We start from the raw sequence: 21,917 nt of genomic DNA, 5'->3' as shown, positions 1-21,917 counted from the left end.
ATGTCATATGGGTAAAACACTATTCGATAAAGTTTGGAACAAACACGTTTTGACTGGGGAAGAAGGTTCTCCGCAGTTATTATACATTGACTTACATTTAATTCATGAAGTTACATCTCCTCAAGCATTTGAAGGACTTAGACTTCAGAATAGACAACTTAGAAGACCAGATCTAACTTATGCAACGTTAGATCATAACGTGCCTACCGTTGATATTTTTAATATTAAGGATGAAATTGCAAATAAACAAATCACAACTTTGCAAGAAAATGCTAAAGCATTCGGTGTTCATATTTTTGATATGGGCTCAGATGAACAAGGTATTGTACACATGGTTGGACCAGAAACTGGTTTAACTCAACCGGGCAAAACAATAGTATGTGGTGACTCACATACTGCTACACATGGTGCATTCGGTGCCATTGCCTTTGGTATTGGTACGAGTGAAGTTGAACATGTTTTTGCAACACAAACATTGTGGCAAACTAAACCTAAAAATCTTAAAATTGACGTTAAAGGTAAACTACCAACTGGCGTCTATGCTAAAGATATAATTCTATATCTTATTAATCAATATGGTGTAGATTTTGGTACAGGTTATGCCCTAGAGTTTTCTGGAGAAACAATTCGTAACCTTTCTATGGAAGCACGTATGACAATTTGTAATATGGCAATTGAAGCAGGTGCAAAATACGGAATGATGCAACCTGATGAAACTACATTTGAATATGTCAAAGGTCGTCCATATGCTACAAATTATCAATATGATGTTGATGAATGGCGTGAATTATATACAGATGACGACGCTCAATTCGATAAAGTTATCGAAATGGATGTAACTGATCTAGAACCTCAAGTTACTTGGGGCACTAATCCTGAAATGGGTGTTAGTTTTAACACACCTTTCCCTGAGATTAAAAATGTTAATGATGAACGCGCATATGACTATATGGGTCTACAACCTGGTCAAAAAGCAGAAGATATTGAATTAGGCTATGTATTCTTAGGTTCATGTACAAATGCTAGACTTTCTGACTTAGTGGAAGCAAGTCACATCGTAAAAGGAAATAAAGTTCACCCAAATATTACTGCTATCGTTGTTCCAGGCTCAAGAACAGTTAAGCACGAAGCTGAAAAGCTAGGTATCGATAAAATATTTAAAGAAGCAGGTTTTGATTGGAGAGAGCCAGGTTGTTCAATGTGTCTAGGCATGAACCCAGACCAAGTACCTAATGGTGTACATTGTGCTTCTACAAGTAATAGAAACTTTGAAGGACGTCAAGGTAAAGGTGCACGTACACATCTTGTCTCCCCTGCAATGGCAGCTGCTGCCGCAATCAATGGTAAATTCGTAGATGTTAGAAAGGTGGTCGTTTAACATGGATGTAAAACCAATCACAACATATACTGGAAAAATAGTACCACTTTTCCATGATAATATTGACACTGACCAAATTATTCCTAAAGTTCATTTGAAAAGAATTTCTAAAACTGGTTTCGGCCCTTTCGCATTTGATGAATGGCGCTATTTAGATGATGGTTCTGACAACCCAGACTTTAACCCTAATAAACCTGAATATGAAGGCGCATCAATACTAGTTACTGGCGATAATTTCGGTTGTGGTTCTAGTAGAGAACACGCAGCATGGGCAATTAAAGACTATGGATTCGATATTATAATCGCTGGTAGTTATAGTGATATTTTCTATATGAATTGTACAAAAAATGGTATGTTACCTATTTCTTTAGATGAAGATGCTAGAAAACATTTGGCTTCATACTCAGAAATAACAGTAGATTTACCTAATCAGACCGTATCAACTCCTGAAAAATCTTTCCATTTCGATATTGATGCTACGTGGAAAAACAAACTCGTAAATGGTTTAGATGATATAGCAGTAACACTGCAATATGAAGATGAAATTGCAGCTTATGAAAATGCAAAAGCATTTCAATAAAGAAATTCAAAAGTAAAGGTGTGAAATTTATGACAGTTAAAACTACAGTATCATCCAAAGATATAGATGAAGCTTTTTTAAATTTAAAAGATGTTGCAAAAGAAACACCCCTACAAAAAGATCACTATCTATCACATAAATATGATTGTAACGTTTACTTAAAACGCGAAGATCTTCAGTGGGTACGTTCATTTAAACTTCGAGGTGCTTATAACGCAATTATCGCTTTAAATGAGAAAGACCGACAAAATGGTATAACTTGTGCTAGTGCAGGAAATCACGCACAAGGTGTAGCATACACAGCGAGTAAATTAAATTTAACTGCTGTAATCTTTATGCCTGTAACAACCCCACTTCAAAAAATAAACCAAGTAAAATTCTTTGGTGGCAGTAATGTTGAGGTTGTTTTAACAGGTGATACATTCGATGAATGCTTAAAAGAAGCACTCACATATACACAAGATTACGCAATGAATTTCATTGACCCTTTCAATAATATTTATACAATTGCAGGACAAGGTACGTTAGCCAAAGAAATTATTGAACAATCTAAAGAGGACGATATTCACTTTGATTATCTATTTGCTGCTATCGGTGGCGGTGGTCTTATTTCAGGCGTAGGTACTTATTTTAAAGACCATTCGAAAGATACATCAATTGTAGGTGTTGAACCAGCTGGTGCAAGCAGCATGTATGAATCAGTAGTTGTTGAAAATAAAATTGTTACATTAGAAAATATCGAAAAATTCGTCGATGGTGCATCCGTTGCACGAGTCGGAGAAATTACTTATGACATTGCTCAAAAAGTTGTAGATGAATACGTACAAGTAGATGAAGGTGCCGTTTGTTCTACAATATTAGATATGTATTCTAAACAAGCTATTATTGCAGAACCCGCTGGTGCATTAAGTGTATCTGCATTAGAGCAATATAAATCTAAAATTAAAGGCAAAAACGTCGTTTGTATCGTAAGTGGTGGTAATAATGATATTAACAGAATGAAAGAGATTGAAGAACGTTCATTACTATTCGAAGAAATGAAACATTACTTTATCTTGAACTTCCCACAAAGACCAGGCGCTTTACGCGAATTTGTAAACGACGTACTTGGACCTAAAGATGATATTACTAAATTTGAATATCTCAAAAAATCATCTCAAAATACAGGTACCGTTATAATTGGTATTCAACTAAACAACCATAGTGACTTGGATAATTTAAAAGCCAATGTTACTGAATTTGATCCATCTAATATTTATATTAATGAAAACAAAATGCTTTATTCATTATTAATTTAATTAAAAGGTTCTATATACGAAAGTGTATAGAACCTTTTTTTAAAGTCCCACTAAAGTACCACTAAAGTACCACTTCCTCATTTATGAGGTTAGTGGGACTTATGCAGTTGCACTAGCAACTGTATTCCTTTTAAAGTGTCACTTCCTTATTTATAAGGTTAGTGGGACTTATGCAGTTGCACTGGCAACTGTATTCCTTTTAAAGTGTCACTTCCTCATTTATGAGGTTAGTGATACTTACGCAGGTGTTATTCACCTGTGTTCCTCTATTATTAGCGGGATGTAAGTCTGCTACCATCGGCGCTAAGAAGCTTCCTTGGCTTGAGGCAAGCGCTCGCATCTTTCCTCACTTGCTTGCCTCGCTTACTTGCTTACCTGCTCGTAAGCGCGTGGCGCGATGCACTGAGTTCGTCATCTTCAAACGCTTTCTCTGCGCCAATGGGTTTAATGTTTTATTTTCAATTTATATTAAAAGACCTACGGTCTTAATGTAATTTAATAATTACTTTACGAAGTTAAGCTCCTTTAGGCATAAAAAAAAGAGACCTTTTGCTCTCTTGATTGCCTGGCAACCCACTCTTTAAGTTTAGTGGGACTTACACAGGTGTTATTCACCTGTGTTCCTCTATTATTAGCGGGATGTAAGTCTGCTACCATCGGCGCTAAGAAGCTTCCTTGGCTTGAGGCAAGCGCTCGCATCTTTCCTCACTTGCATGCCTCGCTTACTTGCTTACCTGCTCGTAAGCGCGTGGCGCGATGCACTGAGTTCGTCATCTTCAAACGCTTTCTCTGCGCCAAAGGTTTAATATTCTATTTGTAGTTAATATAAAGACCTTCGGTCTTAAAATGTTTTAAAGTGTTCTAAACATTACTTTAAGAAGTTAAGCTCCTTTTAGGCATAAAAAAAAGAGACCCTTGGGTCTCTTGATTGCCTGGCAACGTCCTACTCTAGCGGGACGTAAGTCCGACTACCATCGGCGCTAAGGAGCTTAACTTCTGTGTTCGGCATGGGAACAGGTGTGACCTCCTTGCCATTGTCACCAGACAATGATGTATAAAAGTTATACATTCAAAACTAGATAGTAAGTAAATATCATTTTACCAATCAAAACATTTAAATTGATTAAGTCTTCGATCGATTAGTATTCGTCAGCTCCACATGTCGCCATGCTTCCACCTCGAACCTATTAACCTCATCATCTTTGAGGGATCTTATAACCGAAGTTGGGAAATCTCATCTTGAGGGGGGCTTCATGCTTAGATGCTTTCAGCACTTATCCCGTCCATACATAGCTACCCAGCGATGCCGTTGGCACGACAACTGGTACACCAGAGGTATGTCCATCCCGGTCCTCTCGTACTAAGGACAGCTCCTCTCAAATTTCCTACGCCCACGACGGATAGGGACCGAACTGTCTCACGACGTTCTGAACCCAGCTCGCGTACCGCTTTAATGGGCGAACAGCCCAACCCTTGGGACCGACTACAGCCCCAGGATGCGATGAGCCGACATCGAGGTGCCAAACCTCCCCGTCGATGTGAACTCTTGGGGGAGATAAGCCTGTTATCCCCGGGGTAGCTTTTATCCGTTGAGCGATGGCCCTTCCATGCGGAACCACCGGATCACTAAGTCCGTCTTTCGACCCTGCTCGACTTGTAAGTCTCGCAGTCAAGCTCCCTTATGCCTTTACACTCTGTGAATGATTTCCAACCATTCTGAGGGAACCTTTGAGCGCCTCCGTTACTCTTTAGGAGGCGACCGCCCCAGTCAAACTGCCCATCTGACACTGTCTCCCACCATGATCAATGGTGCGGGTTAGAAATCCAACACAGCGAGGGTAGTATCCCACCAACGCCTCCACGTAAACTAGCGTTCACGCTTCTAAGGCTCCTACCTATCCTGTACAAACTGTGCCGAATTTCAATATCAGACTGCAGTAAAGCTCCACGGGGTCTTTCCGTCCTGTCGCGGGTAACCTGCATCTTCACAGGTACTATGATTTCACCGAGTCTCTCGTTGAGACAGTGCCCAAATCGTTACGCCTTTCGTGCGGGTCGGAACTTACCCGACAAGGAATTTCGCTACCTTAGGACCGTTATAGTTACGGCCGCCGTTTACTGGGGCTTCGATTCGTAGCTTCGCAGAAGCTAACCACTCCTCTTAACCTTCCAGCACCGGGCAGGCGTCAGCCCCTATACATCACCTTACGGTTTAGCAGAGACCTGTGTTTTTGATAAACAGTCGCTTGGGCCTATTCACTGCGGCTCTCCCGGGCGTTAACCCTAGAGAGCACCCCTTCTCCCGAAGTTACGGGGTCATTTTGCCGAGTTCCTTAACGAGAGTTCGCTCGCTCACCTTAGAATTCTCATCTTGACTACCTGTGTCGGTTTGCGGTACGGGCACCTAATATTCTAGCTAGAGGCTTTTCTTGGCAGTGTGAAATCAACGACTCGAGGAAACAATTTCCTCTCCCCATCACAGCTTGACCTTATGAGTGCCGGATTTGCCTAACACTCAGTCTTACTGCTTGGACGTGCACTCCAACAGCACGCTTCGCCTATCCTACTGCGTCCCCCCATCGCTTAAAACGAATTTAGGTGGTACAGGAATATCAACCTGTTATCCATCGCCTACGCCTATCGGCCTCAGCTTAGGTCCCGACTAACCCAGAGCGGACGAGCCTTCCTCTGGAAACCTTAGTCAATCGGTGGACGGGATTCTCACCCGTCTTTCGCTACTCACACCGGCATTCTCACTTCTAAGCGCTCCACATGTCCTTGCGATCATGCTTCAACGCCCTTAGAACGCTCTCCTACCATTGTCCTACGGACAATCCACAGCTTCGGTAATATGTTTAGCCCCGGTACATTTTCGGCGCAGTGTCACTCGACTAGTGAGCTATTACGCACTCTTTAAATGATGGCTGCTTCTAAGCCAACATCCTAGTTGTCTGGGCAACGCCACATCCTTTTCCACTTAACATATATTTTGGGACCTTAGCTGGTGGTCTGGGCTGTTTCCCTTTCGAACACGGACCTTATCACCCATGTTCTGACTCCCAAGTTAAATTGATTGGCATTCGGAGTTTGTCTGAATTCGGTAACCCGAGAAGGGCCCCTCGTCCAAACAGTGCTCTACCTCCAATAATCATCACTTGAGGCTAGCCCTAAAGCTATTTCGGAGAGAACCAGCTATCTCCAGGTTCGATTGGAATTTCTCCGCTACCCACAACTCATCCGCTCACTTTTCAACGTAAGTCGGTTCGGTCCTCCATTCAGTGTTACCTGAACTTCAACCTGGTCATGGGTAGATCACCTGGTTTCGGGTCTACGACCAAATACTCAACGCCCTATTCAGACTCGCTTTCGCTACGGCTCCACATTTCCTGCTTAACCTTGCATCAAATCGTAACTCGCCGGTTCATTCTACAAAAGGCACGCCATCACCCATTAACGGGCTCTGACTACTTGTAAGCACACGGTTTCAAGTTCTCTTTCACTCCCCTTCCGGGGTACTTTTCACCTTTCCCTCACGGTACTGGTTCACTATCGGTCACTAGAGAGTATTTAGCCTTGGGAGATGGTCCTCCCAGATTCCGACGGAATTTCACGTGCTCCGTCGTACTCAGGATCCACTCAAGAGGGTTATCGTTTTCGACTACAGGATTATTACCTTCTTTGATGTATCTTTCCAGATACTTCGTCTAACAATAACTTTTGTAACTCCGTATAGAGTGTCCTACAACCCCAACAAGCAAGCTTGTTGGTTTGGGCTGTTCCCGTTTCGCTCGCCGCTACTCAGGGAATCGATTTTTCTTTCTCTTCCTCCGGGTACTAAGATGTTTCAGTTCTCCGGGTATGCCTTCTAACATGCTATGTATTCACATGTTGATAACACGACATGACTCGTGTTGGGTTTCCCCATTCGGAAATCTCTGGATCAAAGCTTACTTACAGCTCCCCAAAGCATATCGTCGTTAGTAACGTCCTTCTTCGGCTTCTAGTGCCAAGGCATCCACCGTGCGCCCTTAATAACTTAATCTTTTTGTTTTCAAGTCAAACGCTCGCATTCTGCTTTGTTGCTTCGTCTGATTGTCAGTTGTTTACAGAAGTAAACGCCTTAAATCATCCTCGCAACGCATTGACTGACAAACGTTTTCTTTTGAAAACATCTATCGAAGTCAAACGCAATGTTTAACTCAAAACCCAAAATGTTATTAATCTGTGAGTGTTCTTTCGAACACTAGCGATTATTTTAGTTTGAATTCAAGCTTTTTAAAACTCTAATTCACTCGGTTTTGCTTGGTAAAATCTATATTTTACTTACTTATCTAGTTTTCAATGTACAATCTTTGAATACTCTATGAGCATTCAAAACTGAATACAATATGTCTACGTTATTCCGTTTCATCTTCGTAGAAGATGTTCCGAATATATCCTTAGAAAGGAGGTGATCCAGCCGCACCTTCCGATACGGCTACCTTGTTACGACTTCACCCCAATCATTTGTCCCACCTTCGACGGCTAGCTCCATAATGGTTACTCCACCGGCTTCGGGTGTTACAAACTCTCGTGGTGTGACGGGCGGTGTGTACAAGACCCGGGAACGTATTCACCGTAGCATGCTGATCTACGATTACTAGCGATTCCAGCTTCATGTAGTCGAGTTGCAGACTACAATCCGAACTGAGAACAACTTTATGGGATTTGCATGACCTCGCGGTTTAGCTGCCCTTTGTATTGTCCATTGTAGCACGTGTGTAGCCCAAATCATAAGGGGCATGATGATTTGACGTCATCCCCACCTTCCTCCGGTTTGTCACCGGCAGTCAACTTAGAGTGCCCAACTTAATGATGGCAACTAAGCTTAAGGGTTGCGCTCGTTGCGGGACTTAACCCAACATCTCACGACACGAGCTGACGACAACCATGCACCACCTGTCACTTTGTCCCCCGAAGGGGAAAGCTCTGTCTCCAGAGTGGTCAAAGGATGTCAAGATTTGGTAAGGTTCTTCGCGTTGCTTCGAATTAAACCACATGCTCCACCGCTTGTGCGGGTCCCCGTCAATTCCTTTGAGTTTCAACCTTGCGGTCGTACTCCCCAGGCGGAGTGCTTAATGCGTTAGCTGCAGCACTAAGGGGCGGAAACCCCCTAACACTTAGCACTCATCGTTTACGGCGTGGACTACCAGGGTATCTAATCCTGTTTGATCCCCACGCTTTCGCACATCAGCGTCAGTTACAGACCAGAAAGTCGCCTTCGCCACTGGTGTTCCTCCATATCTCTGCGCATTTCACCGCTACACATGGAATTCCACTTTCCTCTTCTGCACTCAAGTCTCCCAGTTTCCAATGACCCTCCACGGTTGAGCCGTGGGCTTTCACATCAGACTTAAGAAACCGCCTACGCGCGCTTTACGCCCAATAATTCCGGATAACGCTTGCCACCTACGTATTACCGCGGCTGCTGGCACGTAGTTAGCCGTGGCTTTCTGATTAGGTACCGTCAAGGTGCGCACAGTTACTTACGCACTTGTTCTTCCCTAATAACAGAGCTTTACGATCCGAAGACCTTCATCACTCACGCGGCGTTGCTCCGTCAGGCTTTCGCCCATTGCGGAAGATTCCCTACTGCTGCCTCCCGTAGGAGTCTGGACCGTGTCTCAGTTCCAGTGTGGCCGATCACCCTCTCAGGTCGGCTACGTATCGTTGCCTTGGTAAGCCGTTACCTTACCAACTAGCTAATACGGCGCGGGTCCATCTATAAGTGATAGCAAGGCCATCTTTCACTGTAGAACCATGCGGTTCTACATATTATCCGGCATTAGCTTCGGTTTCCCGAAGTTATTCCAGTCTTATAGGTAGGTTACCCACGTGTTACTCACCCGTCCGCCGCTAACGTCAAAGGAGCAAGCTCCTTATCTGTTCGCTCGACTTGCATGTATTAGGCACGCCGCCAGCGTTCATCCTGAGCCAGGATCAAACTCTCCATAAAAAATTATGATGTTTGATTAGCTCATAAATACTAATTGTGTGTTATCTCTAACACGTTTAAACCAACGATTATATCGTTGCGTTTGGAATTAACGTTGACATATTGCAATTCAGTTTTCAATGTTCATTATCTTTCTAAATGGAGCGGGTGATGGGAATCGAACCCACAACATCAGCTTGGAAGGCTGAGGTTTTGCCATTAAACTACACCCGCATATATAAAATTAAATGTTTTTGATGCGGTCGAGAGGACTCGAACCTCCACGGGATCTCTCCCACTAGGCCCTCAACCTAGCGCGTCTGCCATTCCGCCACGACCGCTTGGCAAAACGGAAGTTATCAATTTAGAACATTATTAATTATACTGTAATTAAATGTCTATGTCAACAACTTTATAAGTTAAATTTTAATCAGTGAATCGTTAACTATTTGTTTGATGCGCTGTTTTTTCGACATTTATTACTATACGACATTATACCCTTCAGCGTCAATGCTTTTTATATATTTAATTAATAATATTTTTCTTTAAAATAACTATATTACACATTCAGTGATAATTTTATATATTATATTATAAAATCCGCCCATTTTTGGGCGGATTTAAATTTTATTTTAATGTATTTAACAACTTCAACTTACCTTTACATAAGCCACAAGCCATTTTTCTCGTGTTAACTTTTTTAATTCTCATAAACTGTTTTCCACATTTAGTACATTGATATAAATAATTTGCTCTTTCTTCATAACTTTTAGTTGGTGTACAAAAACGTGGTGCATTGACAGAAGCACTTAAAATTTTAAAATCTCTATCTCTATGTTTATAGCCTCTGCCTTCTATATGCAAATGATAGTGACATAATTCATGTTTAATGATGTCTTTAATTGCTTCTATGCCAAATTTTTCATATTGCTTATAGTTTATTTCAATATTATGGCTATCTAGTAGGTATCTTCCACCAGTAGTCCGCAACCTATGGTTAAAGTAAGCTTTATGTTTAAAGTTTTTGTCAAAGTGAGTTACAGATAGTTTTGTTACTAATGTTTGTAAATCATCATTGTTCATTTGGATCAACCATCGATAATGATACTTTTCCTTTGTTTTCGTCTATCCCGATAATCCAAACATCTACTATATCTCCTACACTTACAATGTCCATTGGATTTTTAACAAAGCGTTTTGATAATTTTGATACATGTACTAAACCATCCTGTTTAACGCCGATATCGACAAAAGCTCCAAAGTCTACTACATTTCTAACTGTTCCACTTAACTTCATGCCAGTAGATAAATCATCAATTGATAATACATCTGATTTTAAAATAGGAGTATCAAAGTTATCACGAGGATCTCGATTAGGCGCTATTAATGACTTCACTATATCTTCTAAAGTTGGTAACCCGACATCAAGTTTCGTTGCAAATTGTTGTAAATCTATATTATTCAATTTTGCTTTTAATTCTTGAGACCCTAATTGTGAAGCATCAAAACCAATTTCATCTAGTAGCTTATATGTTACAGCATAACTTTCTGGGTGAATTGAAGTATTATCTAATGGTTCTTCTCCATTAGTTATACGTAAGAAACCTATACTTTGTTCAAACGTTTTAGCGCCTAAACGTTTAACACCCGCTATTTCTTTATTGTGTTTAATTGAACCTTGTTCTTCTCTATATTTAATAATATTATCAGCAATCGTACTTGATAAACCTGAAACGTATTGTAATAAAGATTTAGAAGCTGTATTTACATCCACACCAACTTGGTTAACTGCCTTCTCTACTACGAAAGTAAGCGCACCTTCTAATGATTTTTGGTTTACATCGTGTTGATATTGACCTACCCCAATAGATTTAGGATCGATTTTTACCAATTCACTTAAAGGATCTTGAACTCTACGTCCGATTGATACTGCACTTCTTTCTTCAACTTGAAAATCAGGAAACTCTGCACGTGCAATTTCTGATGCAGAATAAACAGAAGCACCCGCTTCATTAACTATAATAAACTGTACATTTAAGTTATGTTCTTGAATCAAATTAGCAGTAAACTGTTCTGTTTCTCTACTAGCTGTTCCATTACCAATGGCAATTAATTCAATATTATAATCCTTAATAAACTGTAACATTGTCGTTGTTGCTTGTTTTGTTTTATTAACTGGTGGATGTGGGTAAATGACGCCTTTTGCTATAAAAGTACCTAATGGATTTATAACGGCTAATTTACATCCTGTTCTAAATGCTGGGTCTACACCTAATATTTGCTTTCCTTTCAATGGTGGTTGAAGTAATAGATTGTTTAAATTTTCACTGAACACATCTATAGCGTGGTTTTCTGCTTTTTCAGTTAAATCCCCTCTAATTTCACGTTCAATAGAAGGCATAATTAATCTTTTCAAACTATCTTGAATCGCTTCATCTATTAAGTAATTTACTTTATTACTGTTCTTTACTTCTTGTTGGTAAATAAATTTTTGCAAATTAGCATTATCCATATCTAACTTTATAGTAAGAACTTTTTCTTTTTCACCACGGTTCATCGCTAACACTCTATGATTAGCAATGCGTTTAATCGGTTCGCTGAAATCATAATACATTTCAAATATTGCTTTTTCATCTTCTGCATTTTTTCTTTTATGTGAAGTAATACTACCATTATGATATGTATCTTTTAAAATCTTACTACGATATTTAGGATTATCGGAAATTTGTTCTGCAATGATATCTTGCGCACCTTTTATGGCATCTTCTACTGAAGTCACTTCATCTGTGAGATATTGTTTGGCTGTATTTTCTAAACTATCTTCTGTCGGATGTTGTATCCACTTCGCTAAAGGTTCAAGACCTTTACGTTTTGCTTCAGTAGCACGTGTTTTTTTCTTTTGTTTGAAAGGTCTATATAAATCTTCAACTCTTTGTAATTTTGTTTGTTTTAAAATATCTTGTTTTAAATCATCTGTTAATAGACCTTGCTCATCAATATTATGAATAACTTCTTCTTTTCTTTTTAGTAAATTGACCATGTATTGGTATTCATCATCAATTTGTTTTATTTGAACTTCGTCTAGTCCACCTGTTTGTTCTTTTCTGTATCTGGCAATAAAAGGAACTGTATTTTTATCTTCTAACAGTTGTAAAACTGAAGTGATTTGTTTTGTTGTAAAATTAAATTTTTGTTGTATCGATTGAATTAAATTATTATCCATAATGTCCTCCGTCTAATGTCTATATCTTCGGTATTTATTTTAACATATTCTAAATATCTATAATATGCCGGTCACTTCAACTACAAATACAAAAACTCCTTCCAGTAATTCACATTAATAATGCAAATTAAGAAAGGAGTTATAATTATTTCTTTGCTGCGTCTTGTAATTTTTTAATTGCCGTTCTTTGAAGGCGAGAGACATGCATTTGGCTTAAACCAATGCGCTCCCCAGTTTCCTTTTGACTTAATCCCTCGATAAACGTACATTGAATTATCTGACGTTCTCGTTCTGATAAAATGGGCAGAATCTTTTCTAATATCATTCGTTTTTCCGTCAAATCATAATTAGAGTCCTGTTGACCCATGATGTCTAATAAAGTTACTGTTGATCCATCTTTATCTGCTTCAATTGAATGATCTACGCTAAGTGCATTATAGCTTTGGCTCATTTCCATAGCTTCTAACACTTCTTCATCGCTTACTTCTAATCGTTGAGCAATTTCATCAATAGAAGGCGAGCGTTCTAATTCATTTGTTAATTCGTCACTAACCTTTTTTATACGTGGGCCAATTTCTTTAATTCTTCTTGGAACATGAACACTCCAAGTCTTATCACGTAAATAACGTTTAATTTCTCCAATAACGGTAGGCACTAAAAAAGCTTCGAATTTTCTATCAAAGGATAAATCAAAACGGTTTATTGCTCCAATTAAACCGACCATACCAACCTGAACTAAGTCTTCATGATGTGATTGACCTTTAGAATATTTATATGCCAAAGATTCAATCAATTTACGATAATGATTAACTAATTTGTCTTGAGCATCGGTATTTTCATTGTTTTGATGCTCTTGTATCCATTTGTTAATCTGTTCAGGTGATACATCGTTAACCGATTTCGACTCTTTCGTCATCATTTCGCACCTGCTCTTTTTTTATATACTTTGTCATACTAATAGTTACACCTGATTTTTTATCGACTGTAACTTCGTCCATTAATGATTCAATTAAGAATAAGCCTAAACCACCTTCTCTAAGAAAGTCAATGTTTTCATTTTCTTTGTAAGGTCCGAGTTCTTCTTTCGTTTTTTCGTAATCAAAGCTTTCGCCTTGGTCAGAAATAACTATTCTAATTTTATCCTCAAAAATTTCAAAACAAAGATTTATCATTCCAGTTTCAACGCCATCTTTATATGCGTGTTTAACTGCGTTTGTAACTGCTTCACTGACTGCTATTTTAGAATCTTCTATATCATCATAAGATGCTCCTGCTCTAGAAAAGACACCCGACAATGTTAATCTAATTAAACTCACGTATTCTGCAGAAGCTGGTAGACGCATTTCAATATAATCTTGTTTACTTTGCATGCTATTCAACCTCCGTTCCTTCATTAACATGCATTAAATCTTTTAATCCTGTAATATCAAACAAACGGCTAATACGTTCAGAAGCACCAAAAATATATAATTCTTTATCGTTTTGGTTCAAGGCTTTTAAAGTTCCTACAAATAAACCTAAGCCAGTGGAATCCATATAACTCACGTTTTCTAAGTTGACGTGTATATCGTGCGTACCTTCTTGTCTAAGTGGCACTAATACCTCTTCAAGTTCAGGTACTGTATATACGTCTAATTCTCCGCCTACTTTAATCTCATAATGTTGTTCATGAGTTACTTTTTCAATGTTAAGATTCATTATGCTACACTCCTAAAAATTATCTTATTTATTCTCTATATACCCCTAGTTATTACTCATTAATCCATAGTTATTTATAATTAATTTACACGTTTAATAATTAATATCGTTAAGTCGTCACGTTTTTTTGGATTTTGAATTTTTAAAATAGCTTCATAAAGTAACTGCACAATATCTTGTGGGTGCATATGTTTATATTTATGAATCATATTTAGTAAGTAACTTTTATCTAAAAATGTTCCTTCTTCGTCTCTCACTTCTGTAACACCATCGGTAAAAATGATAACTAAATCGTCAAGGTAAATGGGAATTTCTTGTTGTTTATATCTTGTAAGTTGGCTTACACCTAATACACGTCCACGCACATCTATCTCTTCAAATTCTTGTGACTCGGCTCGATAAATGTAACCTGGTTCGTGGCCTGCCGAACTACAATACAATAAATGATTCATCTCTTCATATAACCCGTAAAACATCGTCACAAACATATTTTGGTTAACATTTTTTTCAACTACGCGGTTCAATCTTTTCAAACCATCACTCGGTAATTGGGAATGTCCGTATGAATCCATTCCAAACTTAATCATGCTCATTGCTAAAGCTGCTGGAATACCTTTGCCGATAACGTCAGCTACAGCAAAACTCATTGTGCCATCTTTGTGATCTATAAGGTTGAAGTAATCACCACTAACTTTTTGGGCTGCAACGGAGATAACGCCGATTTGGATACTATCAAATTGAGGGATATCGGTTTTCAACATAGTTTGTTGTAACCTTGAAGCTAAATCAATTTCCTTATCATGATGTTGCATGCGATCAACAAGTCGTTGATAATCACGATAATTATAACCAAAGCCTTTAACTATTTCTTCTAACACTTCTAATGTAGACAAAATTTGCTTTTGGTTTAAATCAAGCATGGTAATATATTCTTTATGAATTTCAACGAGATCTTCCGGTAAAATATCTTTATTTATAACTTCGTCAATGTAAGAACTACATTTTTCAGCAAGATTATCGTTACCAGATGACGTCAAACTTAAATCTATAAGCTGTTTGTACTTTTTCTTAAATTCTTCCATGCTGACAAACCTCCTCAACAATCGTATTTATTATCGAAATTATTATAAGTAATAAGTATATATATTATATTATAATATATAGTGAGCAAGTGAATATTAAAAACTAAAAAAGCTTTAGGATCTCCTAAAGCCTTAATTCATGGACCCTTTCGTGTTACACATTTAAAATACATGTATTTTTAAATGCGAATAACAAACAATAATGGCTACTCATAAATTTGATTTCATTGTTCTACCATTTTAAATTGATAAAAGGGTTTTATTTGTGATTTCTAACATTATGTAATCCTAAACTAATATCAAGCGCATTATTGACTTCTTTCATCTTGTCTTCTGATAAATACGTTAATTTTTCTTTTAGTCTCTTTTTATCTAACGTTCTTATTTGTTCAAGCAGAATAACCGAATCTTTATCCAACTTATATTTTTTCTTTTCTATTTCTACATGGGTTGGAATTTTAGCTTTATTAATCCTACCAGTAATTGCAGCCACAATTACGGTAGGACTATATTTATTACCAGTATCATTTTGTATGATAACTACAGGTCTTACTCCCCCTTGTTCAGACCCTTGTACTGGTGATAAATCAGCTAGATATACATCTCCTCTTCTCATCAATCACTTGTATTATTTGAGCTAAGATAAGATTCATTGCAATCACAAGCTTCACATTCAAAGGGAAAAGCTTCTGCTGCAAGGGAGAGATTCAAATCAGCCATTTGAGAATAGCCTTCTTTTAAAGATTGTTCTATATTATGGTTTCTACTTTGGTTAAAGCTTGACATGAATAAAACCTCCGTATGACTAAAGAAATAGTTTATTTGATTTGTGATTACACTTATAATAACAAATTTTAAAATCAGTGACTATACTATTTCAATAATTCATTGTGTATTTCTACACTTCCGGAATTATAATATACACGTGGTAATCGTCTACTTAAATTACAAAGTACTTCATAATTTATCGTTTGTTGCTGTTTTGCCAGCGTTTCCGCAGATTGAGGTGAATCTGTATGATGGTCCATTAAAATGACTTTATCATTTACCTCTATATGATCAGGAATTTTAATAATTGTTTGATCCATACAAACTTTACCGACAATACGACATTGTGTGCCATTCACATTTACGTAAGCGCCCGTCATTAATCTTGGGAAACCATCAGCATAACCTACTGGTAAGATGCCGATTCTTGTTGGTTCCGTTGCTGTATAAATGCTGCCATAGCTCACAGAATCTCCTGATTGTAAAGTTTTAGTTTGTACAATTTCAGTTACCCATTGCGCGCTTGGTTTGAGATGAACTTTAACATTTTCTTTTACGTAAGCTGACGGATAGTAACCATATAATGAAATACCTACACGCACAGCATTACAAAATTGAGTATCTTTCATCAGCGCACCAGCTGAATTTTGAGAATGGATGTATTGAGGTTTCTCGGCAGATTCAACCATTTCTTCAAATAATTGCTGTTGCTTATTCATAGAATCTCCAGGTTCATCAGCACAAGCAAAATGAGTAAATACACCTTCAAATATTAAATGATCTTGCTCATGGATAGTTTCAATCGTATTTTTATATTCTTCAATAGTTTTCATACCTAATCTACCCATGCCAGTATCTAACTTGATATGTAACCATAAATCTTTTTCATTATCATCTGAAATATGCGTAATTGCAGTAGTTAACCAACTTAGTGAAGGTACGGTTAATGCTACGCGGTGTTGAATCGCCTTATTTATTTGTTCTGCAGGAACTACGCCTAACACTAAAATTTTTGCATTAATACCATGCATTCTTAGTTCAATCGCTTCATCTAATGTTGCAACGGCCAAAAATTCAACGCCTATTTCCATAAGTTTCTTCGCAATAGGTATACTCCCTAAGCCATATCCATTCGCTTTAACAACAGGAATCACTGTCTTTTTAGGATGTATTTTTTGAAAAATTTGATAGTTTGACGCAATTTCATTCAAGTTAACATTCACATATGTAGATCGATAATATTTATCTGCCATGTATTATCTCCACCCTTTCACTAAGTTATTTATTTAAGCATTTATTAATTTAAGTTTATTAAAAATATATAATTTTAGCCAAAGAAGTGACTTTTAAATCAATATTTTATTTATATTCTAATATGACTTCGCTCATAGCATAATTTTCTGAATGGGTAATACTTACATGAACTATATAATCATGATGTTCAATACAAGGCTTGCCTAATTCATCATTAAAGCAATTAATATCGTTAAAAGCTATCGTCTTACCTAACCCAGTTCCTAAAGCTTTACTAAATGCTTCTTTACACGCAAATCTACCCGCTAAAAATTCCACTTTACGTTTTGGATTGTTAAAAGTATTAAATTTCTCAATTTCTTGTTCTGATAAAATTCTATTAACGAATTTTTGCTGTCTATGATATAACGTTTCTATGCGTTCTATCTCAATCAAATCAATACCAATGCCATATATCATATTTATTCGACCTACAATCTTTTTGATTTTATAAAGTTTTCTGCTTATTATCTCTTATAAATTGTTTTATAATATTCGCCTCTTGCTTTGAAATTAAAATGACCTCGGTGTTTCCACCTGCAGTAGATAAATTTACATTAGCTAAATTATACTTACGCATAATAATGCCTTCTTGAATTTCAACATTTTGAATTCTAAACAAAGGAATTTTTGTTGTTGTAATAAACCATAAACCTTTACGTACAACGATTTCTTCATCAGATAAGTTATATTTAAAAATTAAAAATTGATATCGTGGGATAATAATGCTACCTATTAATAGATATAATATAATAACCACTATACCAATTATTGCTACCCACAAACATGCTTTTTCGCTTAATAAATCTAACCATAACGTATTAACAACTAAAACTACAATTAATAGAGCCAATATAATAACAGATAAAATAATTGAACGTAGCGCCATGACTCTTTTGCCCATTATATCCATTCGCTTAAAATCATTCATGTCGCTCACCTCTTAAATACCATTGTTTTAAACTATTAACATTCTTTGTATTTTCATATTTTAATCCAATCTTTTGCATACCTGCCGCCTTAGCTATGACGTATTTAAAAGTTGTTAAATTGCTTCTTTTAAGAAATGGTGTTTGTGTATTTTCCATGCCTAAAATTTTGTCGCGTTTAAAATAACTATTTTTCATTCCAAAAATTGAAACATTATGGACTACAAGTTCATCTTCATCGACTTTATATCCGGCATATTTAACGTTTAGTATGCCATTAATAATAAATAATAGCAGTACTACACTAACGATAACAAGTGCCCATGCTGACCAAAAATAAGTGGCTATAAGACCAATTACTAACAGTACGAAAAACTCTTTTATAAAGTAACGATGGAAACTTCTTAATGGCATGCCTTTACGCGCTTCATTAAATTCATAATAAGGTACTAAACCTTTAATTATGCTAAATGCTTCCTTCCGTTTAATAAACGGTAAAACCATAACCTTGCCACTCACATTGTCATCTTCTAGGTTAATATCCATATCACTTGTAATAACAAAGTAGATTGCTGTGAAGCCAAAGATTTTTCGTAAAAAGGATTGATTTTCTATAACTGCTTGTACTCTATCGGTTGGAACAGTTATATTTTGAACTTTAAACAATCCATATGAAATATTAAGTTGGTTATTTTCTCGCGTTAACGTGTAATTAAAATAACGTACTATAGTTATAATTGTACCAACAATATAACTTATAAGCAGAATGACAGAAACTATAATAATTACAGTGACTAAAACTGCATGTGTAAGATGTTCTATTTTACTATCTAAAGCCTTCCAAGGCAGTAAATCTGAAATACTGCCAAAAATAGGCATCACTGCTGCAAATGCTATACCAATCGCACCACTTGTCATCCCCATTAACAATAAATTTTTAAAGTTTAATTTATATAATTGTTGTGTCGCGGTATTAGAATTATCAACGTTATGCGCTTCATTATTTTGCAACGCCTCATCATTTACTACATCGTCAGCTAAATCTAATTGCAGCTGTTTGATAGCTTGTTGTATAAGTTGACTTTGTTTTTTGGACACTGTATCCAACTCTATACCGTCACTTGGTGTTTTAATTAGTAAGACTACACCACCAACAAGTTGATTAACGATTCCTTGTGCAGTATCAACCGATTGAATACGACGAATATTCAATTCTTTACGTTGTTTAGTGAAAACGCCAGTCGTTAATATAAAATGATCTTCTTCAATCCAATATCTTGTCTTATATACTTTTACAATATGTATAATAAATGAAACCACAAAGATAAGCGTCACTATACCGGGATAGATGTATGAATAAAAATTAGTGAACTCAAAATCTTTTAAGTTAAATATTAAGAAAATAATAACAAAAATAAAATTTTGCTTGATTACATTAATAATTCCTGAAATATATGAAATTGGGTGTAATTTTTGAGGGTTATACATCAAAATCTGCTCCTCTCAAATACGACATTATCGTTGTTTCAAATTTTTCAGCATCTTGTTTATGAATCAAAGGCAAATCTACTATATGTCCAGCAGTAAGTATTGAAGTTTTGCTCAATGATAATTTATGTAAAATCGGATTGCTGTTTCTTTTAATCAATTGTGTTCTTTCGAATTTAACTAATTCTGTTTTTTGAAAGAAAAATTGCTTGGAAATAGCTACATAATCTTCTTCAATTTTATAAAAAGTAAATTTATATTTAATTAATGGTGTCACGATAAAATATAAAATATCAAAAATCATCCCTACCACAATGATATAGTAGATCGGTTTCCACCACTCGAAATGATTTGTTAAAAAGAGTAATACACCACTAATTATCAGTCCGACAATTAGTAACAATCCTTCCGTAAAATAATAATATTTCAGCACACTTTTAGGACTGCGAATATACTTATTACTTTGTTCCATCTTCTCAATCCTTTCGCAATATAAAATTTCACTTCATTATAACATAGTCTATACATACAACTAACTTTTCATAAAAATTAATAATTAAAAAAATATATAAAAAAATCATCTCACTTATGTGAGATGATTAAACTTAAATTGCTATATATGATAAAGTTAGACCTTATTTTTGGTGGTCAGCGAAAGTACGACCTTTCATCGACTTTTTGTTGTCTTTTCTGTCTGATGTTCTATCTTTTTTACCTTTTTTGTTAAATGCTGGTTTGCCACGGCGACCTTTATTATCAAACTTGTTACCACGTTTATTGTTGTTATTACGACGTGGTCCTTTTGAAGGACGACCTTTTCTAGCTAATGGTTTTTCAAATGTAAGTTGCACTTCAACTTCATCGTTTGCTTCTACTAATTCTTGTAATAATGAAGCAACTAATTCTACATCATTGTATTCTTCTAAAAGTTGACCAGCGATTCGTTGTAATCTTGGTTCATTATCTTTAGACATCCAATTTTGTACTTTTTCTTTAATGTCGTTTTCACGCGCTTTTAATACTTCTTTACGGTGTGGTGGACGTAAAGCATTCATTTGACGATTATTCGCTTGTTCGATTTGACGAATATAATCCATTTCAATTGGGTTAACGAAAGTAACAGCGATACCTTCTTTACCAGCACGGCCTGTACGACCAATTCTGTGTGTATAACTTTCAGTATCTTGAGGAATATCAAAGTTATAAACATGACTTACGCCAGAAATATCTAATCCACGAGCAGCAACATCTGTAGCTACTAAAATGTCGATTTGATCATTTTTGAATTTTTTCAAGACTTCTAATCGTTTAGCTTGAGTGATATCACCATGTAATCCCTCAGCTTTATAACCTTTAGATAATAACGCACTTGTTAATTCATCAACACGACGTTTTGTTCTACCGAATACGATAGCTAACTCTGGTTGATGTACATCTAAGAAGTTCGTAAATGTATCAAATTTTTCTAATTCTTTAACGATAGTATAGTATTCGTCAATTTGTGGATTTGACATTTTGTTATCCATTGTTTTGACAATCTCAGGTGAGTTCATAAATTGTTGAACTAAGTTTTGAATAGCTTTAGGCATCGTAGCTGAGAATAGCATCGTTTGACGTTGTTCTGCTGGAATTTTATCCATGATAAATCTCATATCATCTATAAAGCCCATGTTCATCATTTCATCTGCTTCGTCTAGGATTAAAGTGTGGATACCTGTAGTTTTTAAAGTACGACGATTTAAATGGTCTATAACACGTCCTGGAGTACCAACTACGATTTGAGGTCCTTTTTTCAATGCTTTAATTTGACGATCAATTGGCATACCACCAAAAATTGTAACTACTTGTACTTTTTGATCTTTACTAAACTCTTTTAATTGTTCAGCAACTTGCATCGCTAATTCTCTTGTAGGTGCTAAGATTAAAGATTGCACGCCTTCTTTACCTACTACTTTTTCGATTAAAGGAATACCAAAAGCACCTGTTTTACCAGTACCTGTTTGAGCTTGTCCTAATACGTCTCTACCTGCTAATGCAAGTGGAATACTATCCTTTTGAATTGGTGTGGCTTCTGTAAACCCCATTGATTCTAGGGTTTCTACTGTTTTAGCCGATATCCCTAATTCTTTAAAATTTTGCAATATAATTCTCCTTTATACTTCTATATTTCTCTTCATATATGTTCATTTAAGTTTCTTCAACTTCT

Annotated in this window: 17 protein-coding genes, 2 tRNA genes and 3 rRNA genes; 3 read left to right on the top strand and 19 right to left on the bottom strand. The window is 36.5% G+C overall.

Going from position 1 to position 21,917, the window contains the following annotated elements; translation table 11 throughout:
- Positions 1-7: 7 nt before the first annotated feature.
- From leuC to ilvA, 3 genes are read left to right on the top strand one after another with little or no spacing between them, the layout of a single operon-like run.
- On the top strand, positions 8-1,378 hold the full coding sequence (leuC, locus tag C7J89_RS05670; RefSeq protein WP_103295316.1) for a 3-isopropylmalate dehydratase large subunit: 1,371 nt from the start codon (positions 8-10) through the stop codon (positions 1,376-1,378).
- A 1-nt stretch (position 1,379) separates the two neighbouring features.
- Positions 1,380-1,958, top strand: coding sequence for a 3-isopropylmalate dehydratase small subunit (gene leuD / locus C7J89_RS05665; RefSeq protein WP_103295317.1), 579 nt, complete (start codon positions 1,380-1,382; stop codon positions 1,956-1,958).
- Between the two features lie 29 nt (positions 1,959-1,987).
- Positions 1,988-3,256, top strand: coding sequence for a threonine ammonia-lyase IlvA (gene ilvA, locus C7J89_RS05660; RefSeq protein WP_061855562.1), 1,269 nt, complete (start codon positions 1,988-1,990; stop codon positions 3,254-3,256).
- A 930-nt stretch (positions 3,257-4,186) separates the two neighbouring features.
- Here ilvA and rrf read toward each other — a convergent pair.
- The 19 genes from rrf to cshA form a co-directional block, all read right to left on the bottom strand.
- Positions 4,187-4,301: ribosomal RNA gene (rrf, locus tag C7J89_RS05655) — 5S ribosomal RNA — on the bottom strand.
- Between the two features lie 74 nt (positions 4,302-4,375).
- Positions 4,376-7,298, bottom strand: a 23S ribosomal RNA gene (locus C7J89_RS05650).
- 401 nt (positions 7,299-7,699) lie between these two features.
- Positions 7,700-9,251, bottom strand: a 16S ribosomal RNA gene (locus C7J89_RS05645).
- The 16S, 23S and 5S rRNA genes sit together here with 2 tRNA genes alongside, the layout of an rRNA operon.
- Before the next feature lie 139 nt (positions 9,252-9,390).
- Positions 9,391-9,464, bottom strand: a tRNA-Gly gene (locus C7J89_RS05640).
- A 24-nt stretch (positions 9,465-9,488) separates the two neighbouring features.
- A tRNA-Leu gene (locus C7J89_RS05635) sits at positions 9,489-9,571 on the bottom strand.
- Positions 9,572-9,857: 286 nt separating this feature from the next.
- Complete coding sequence (locus C7J89_RS05630; protein ID WP_103295727.1) at positions 9,858-10,313, bottom strand: SprT family protein; 456 nt, start codon at positions 10,311-10,313, stop codon at positions 9,858-9,860.
- Complete coding sequence (locus C7J89_RS05625; protein WP_103295726.1) at positions 10,303-12,453, bottom strand: Tex family protein; 2,151 nt, start codon at positions 12,451-12,453, stop codon at positions 10,303-10,305. The genes C7J89_RS05630 and C7J89_RS05625 overlap by 11 nt, the downstream gene beginning before the upstream one ends.
- Before the next feature lie 145 nt (positions 12,454-12,598).
- The gene (gene sigB, locus C7J89_RS05620; protein WP_061855663.1) at positions 12,599-13,369 is read right to left on the bottom strand and encodes an RNA polymerase sigma factor SigB; all 771 of its coding nucleotides are present in this window, start codon (positions 13,367-13,369) and stop codon (positions 12,599-12,601) included.
- Positions 13,344-13,823 (bottom strand): anti-sigma B factor RsbW, encoded by a 480-nt coding sequence (gene rsbW, locus C7J89_RS05615; protein ID WP_061855664.1) that lies wholly within the window; start codon positions 13,821-13,823, stop codon positions 13,344-13,346. Before rsbW ends, sigB begins: the two co-directional genes overlap by 26 nt.
- A gap of 1 nt (position 13,824) precedes the next feature.
- A complete protein-coding gene (locus tag C7J89_RS05610; protein WP_061855665.1) occupies positions 13,825-14,151 on the bottom strand; it encodes an anti-sigma factor antagonist in 327 nt (108 codons plus the stop codon).
- 80 nt (positions 14,152-14,231) lie between these two features.
- Positions 14,232-15,233 carry a SpoIIE family protein phosphatase gene (locus C7J89_RS05605; protein ID WP_061855666.1) on the bottom strand — a complete coding sequence of 334 codons (1,002 nt, stop codon included), beginning with the start codon at positions 15,231-15,233 and terminating at the stop codon, positions 14,232-14,234.
- A 259-nt stretch (positions 15,234-15,492) separates the two neighbouring features.
- A complete protein-coding gene (locus C7J89_RS05600; RefSeq protein ID WP_061855667.1) occupies positions 15,493-15,852 on the bottom strand; it encodes a type II toxin-antitoxin system PemK/MazF family toxin in 360 nt (119 codons plus the stop codon).
- Entirely contained in the window at positions 15,849-16,019 is a 171-nt protein-coding gene (gene mazE / locus C7J89_RS05595) for a type II toxin-antitoxin system antitoxin MazE (protein WP_048793379.1), read from the bottom strand. The genes C7J89_RS05600 and mazE overlap by 4 nt, the downstream gene beginning before the upstream one ends.
- Positions 16,020-16,105: 86 nt before the next feature.
- The gene (gene alr, locus C7J89_RS05590) at positions 16,106-17,254 is read right to left on the bottom strand and encodes an alanine racemase (protein ID WP_061855668.1); all 1,149 of its coding nucleotides are present in this window, start codon (positions 17,252-17,254) and stop codon (positions 16,106-16,108) included.
- Between the two features lie 106 nt (positions 17,255-17,360).
- Positions 17,361-17,714: a holo-ACP synthase gene (acpS, locus tag C7J89_RS05585; RefSeq protein ID WP_061855669.1), complete on the bottom strand. Its 354-nt coding sequence runs from the start codon at positions 17,712-17,714 to the stop codon at positions 17,361-17,363.
- 28 nt (positions 17,715-17,742) lie between these two features.
- Positions 17,743-18,225: a PH domain-containing protein gene (locus C7J89_RS05580; protein ID WP_103295725.1), complete on the bottom strand. Its 483-nt coding sequence runs from the start codon at positions 18,223-18,225 to the stop codon at positions 17,743-17,745.
- Positions 18,218-19,711: a PH domain-containing protein gene (locus C7J89_RS05575; protein ID WP_103295724.1), complete on the bottom strand. Its 1,494-nt coding sequence runs from the start codon at positions 19,709-19,711 to the stop codon at positions 18,218-18,220. The genes C7J89_RS05580 and C7J89_RS05575 overlap by 8 nt, the downstream gene beginning before the upstream one ends.
- Positions 19,704-20,183 carry a PH domain-containing protein gene (locus C7J89_RS05570; protein WP_103295723.1) on the bottom strand — a complete coding sequence of 160 codons (480 nt, stop codon included), beginning with the start codon at positions 20,181-20,183 and terminating at the stop codon, positions 19,704-19,706. The genes C7J89_RS05575 and C7J89_RS05570 overlap by 8 nt, the downstream gene beginning before the upstream one ends.
- A gap of 163 nt (positions 20,184-20,346) precedes the next feature.
- Entirely contained in the window at positions 20,347-21,852 is a 1,506-nt protein-coding gene (gene cshA, locus C7J89_RS05565; RefSeq protein WP_061855673.1) for a degradosome RNA helicase CshA, read from the bottom strand.
- Positions 21,853-21,917: the final 65 nt, after the last annotated feature.

It is taken from the genome of Staphylococcus kloosii, assembly GCF_003019255.1.
Classification (GTDB): Bacteria; Bacillota; Bacilli; order Staphylococcales; family Staphylococcaceae; genus Staphylococcus; species Staphylococcus kloosii.
The sequence above is the reverse complement of the archived record's forward strand: the minus strand, read 5'-3'. Positions and strand labels throughout refer to the sequence as shown.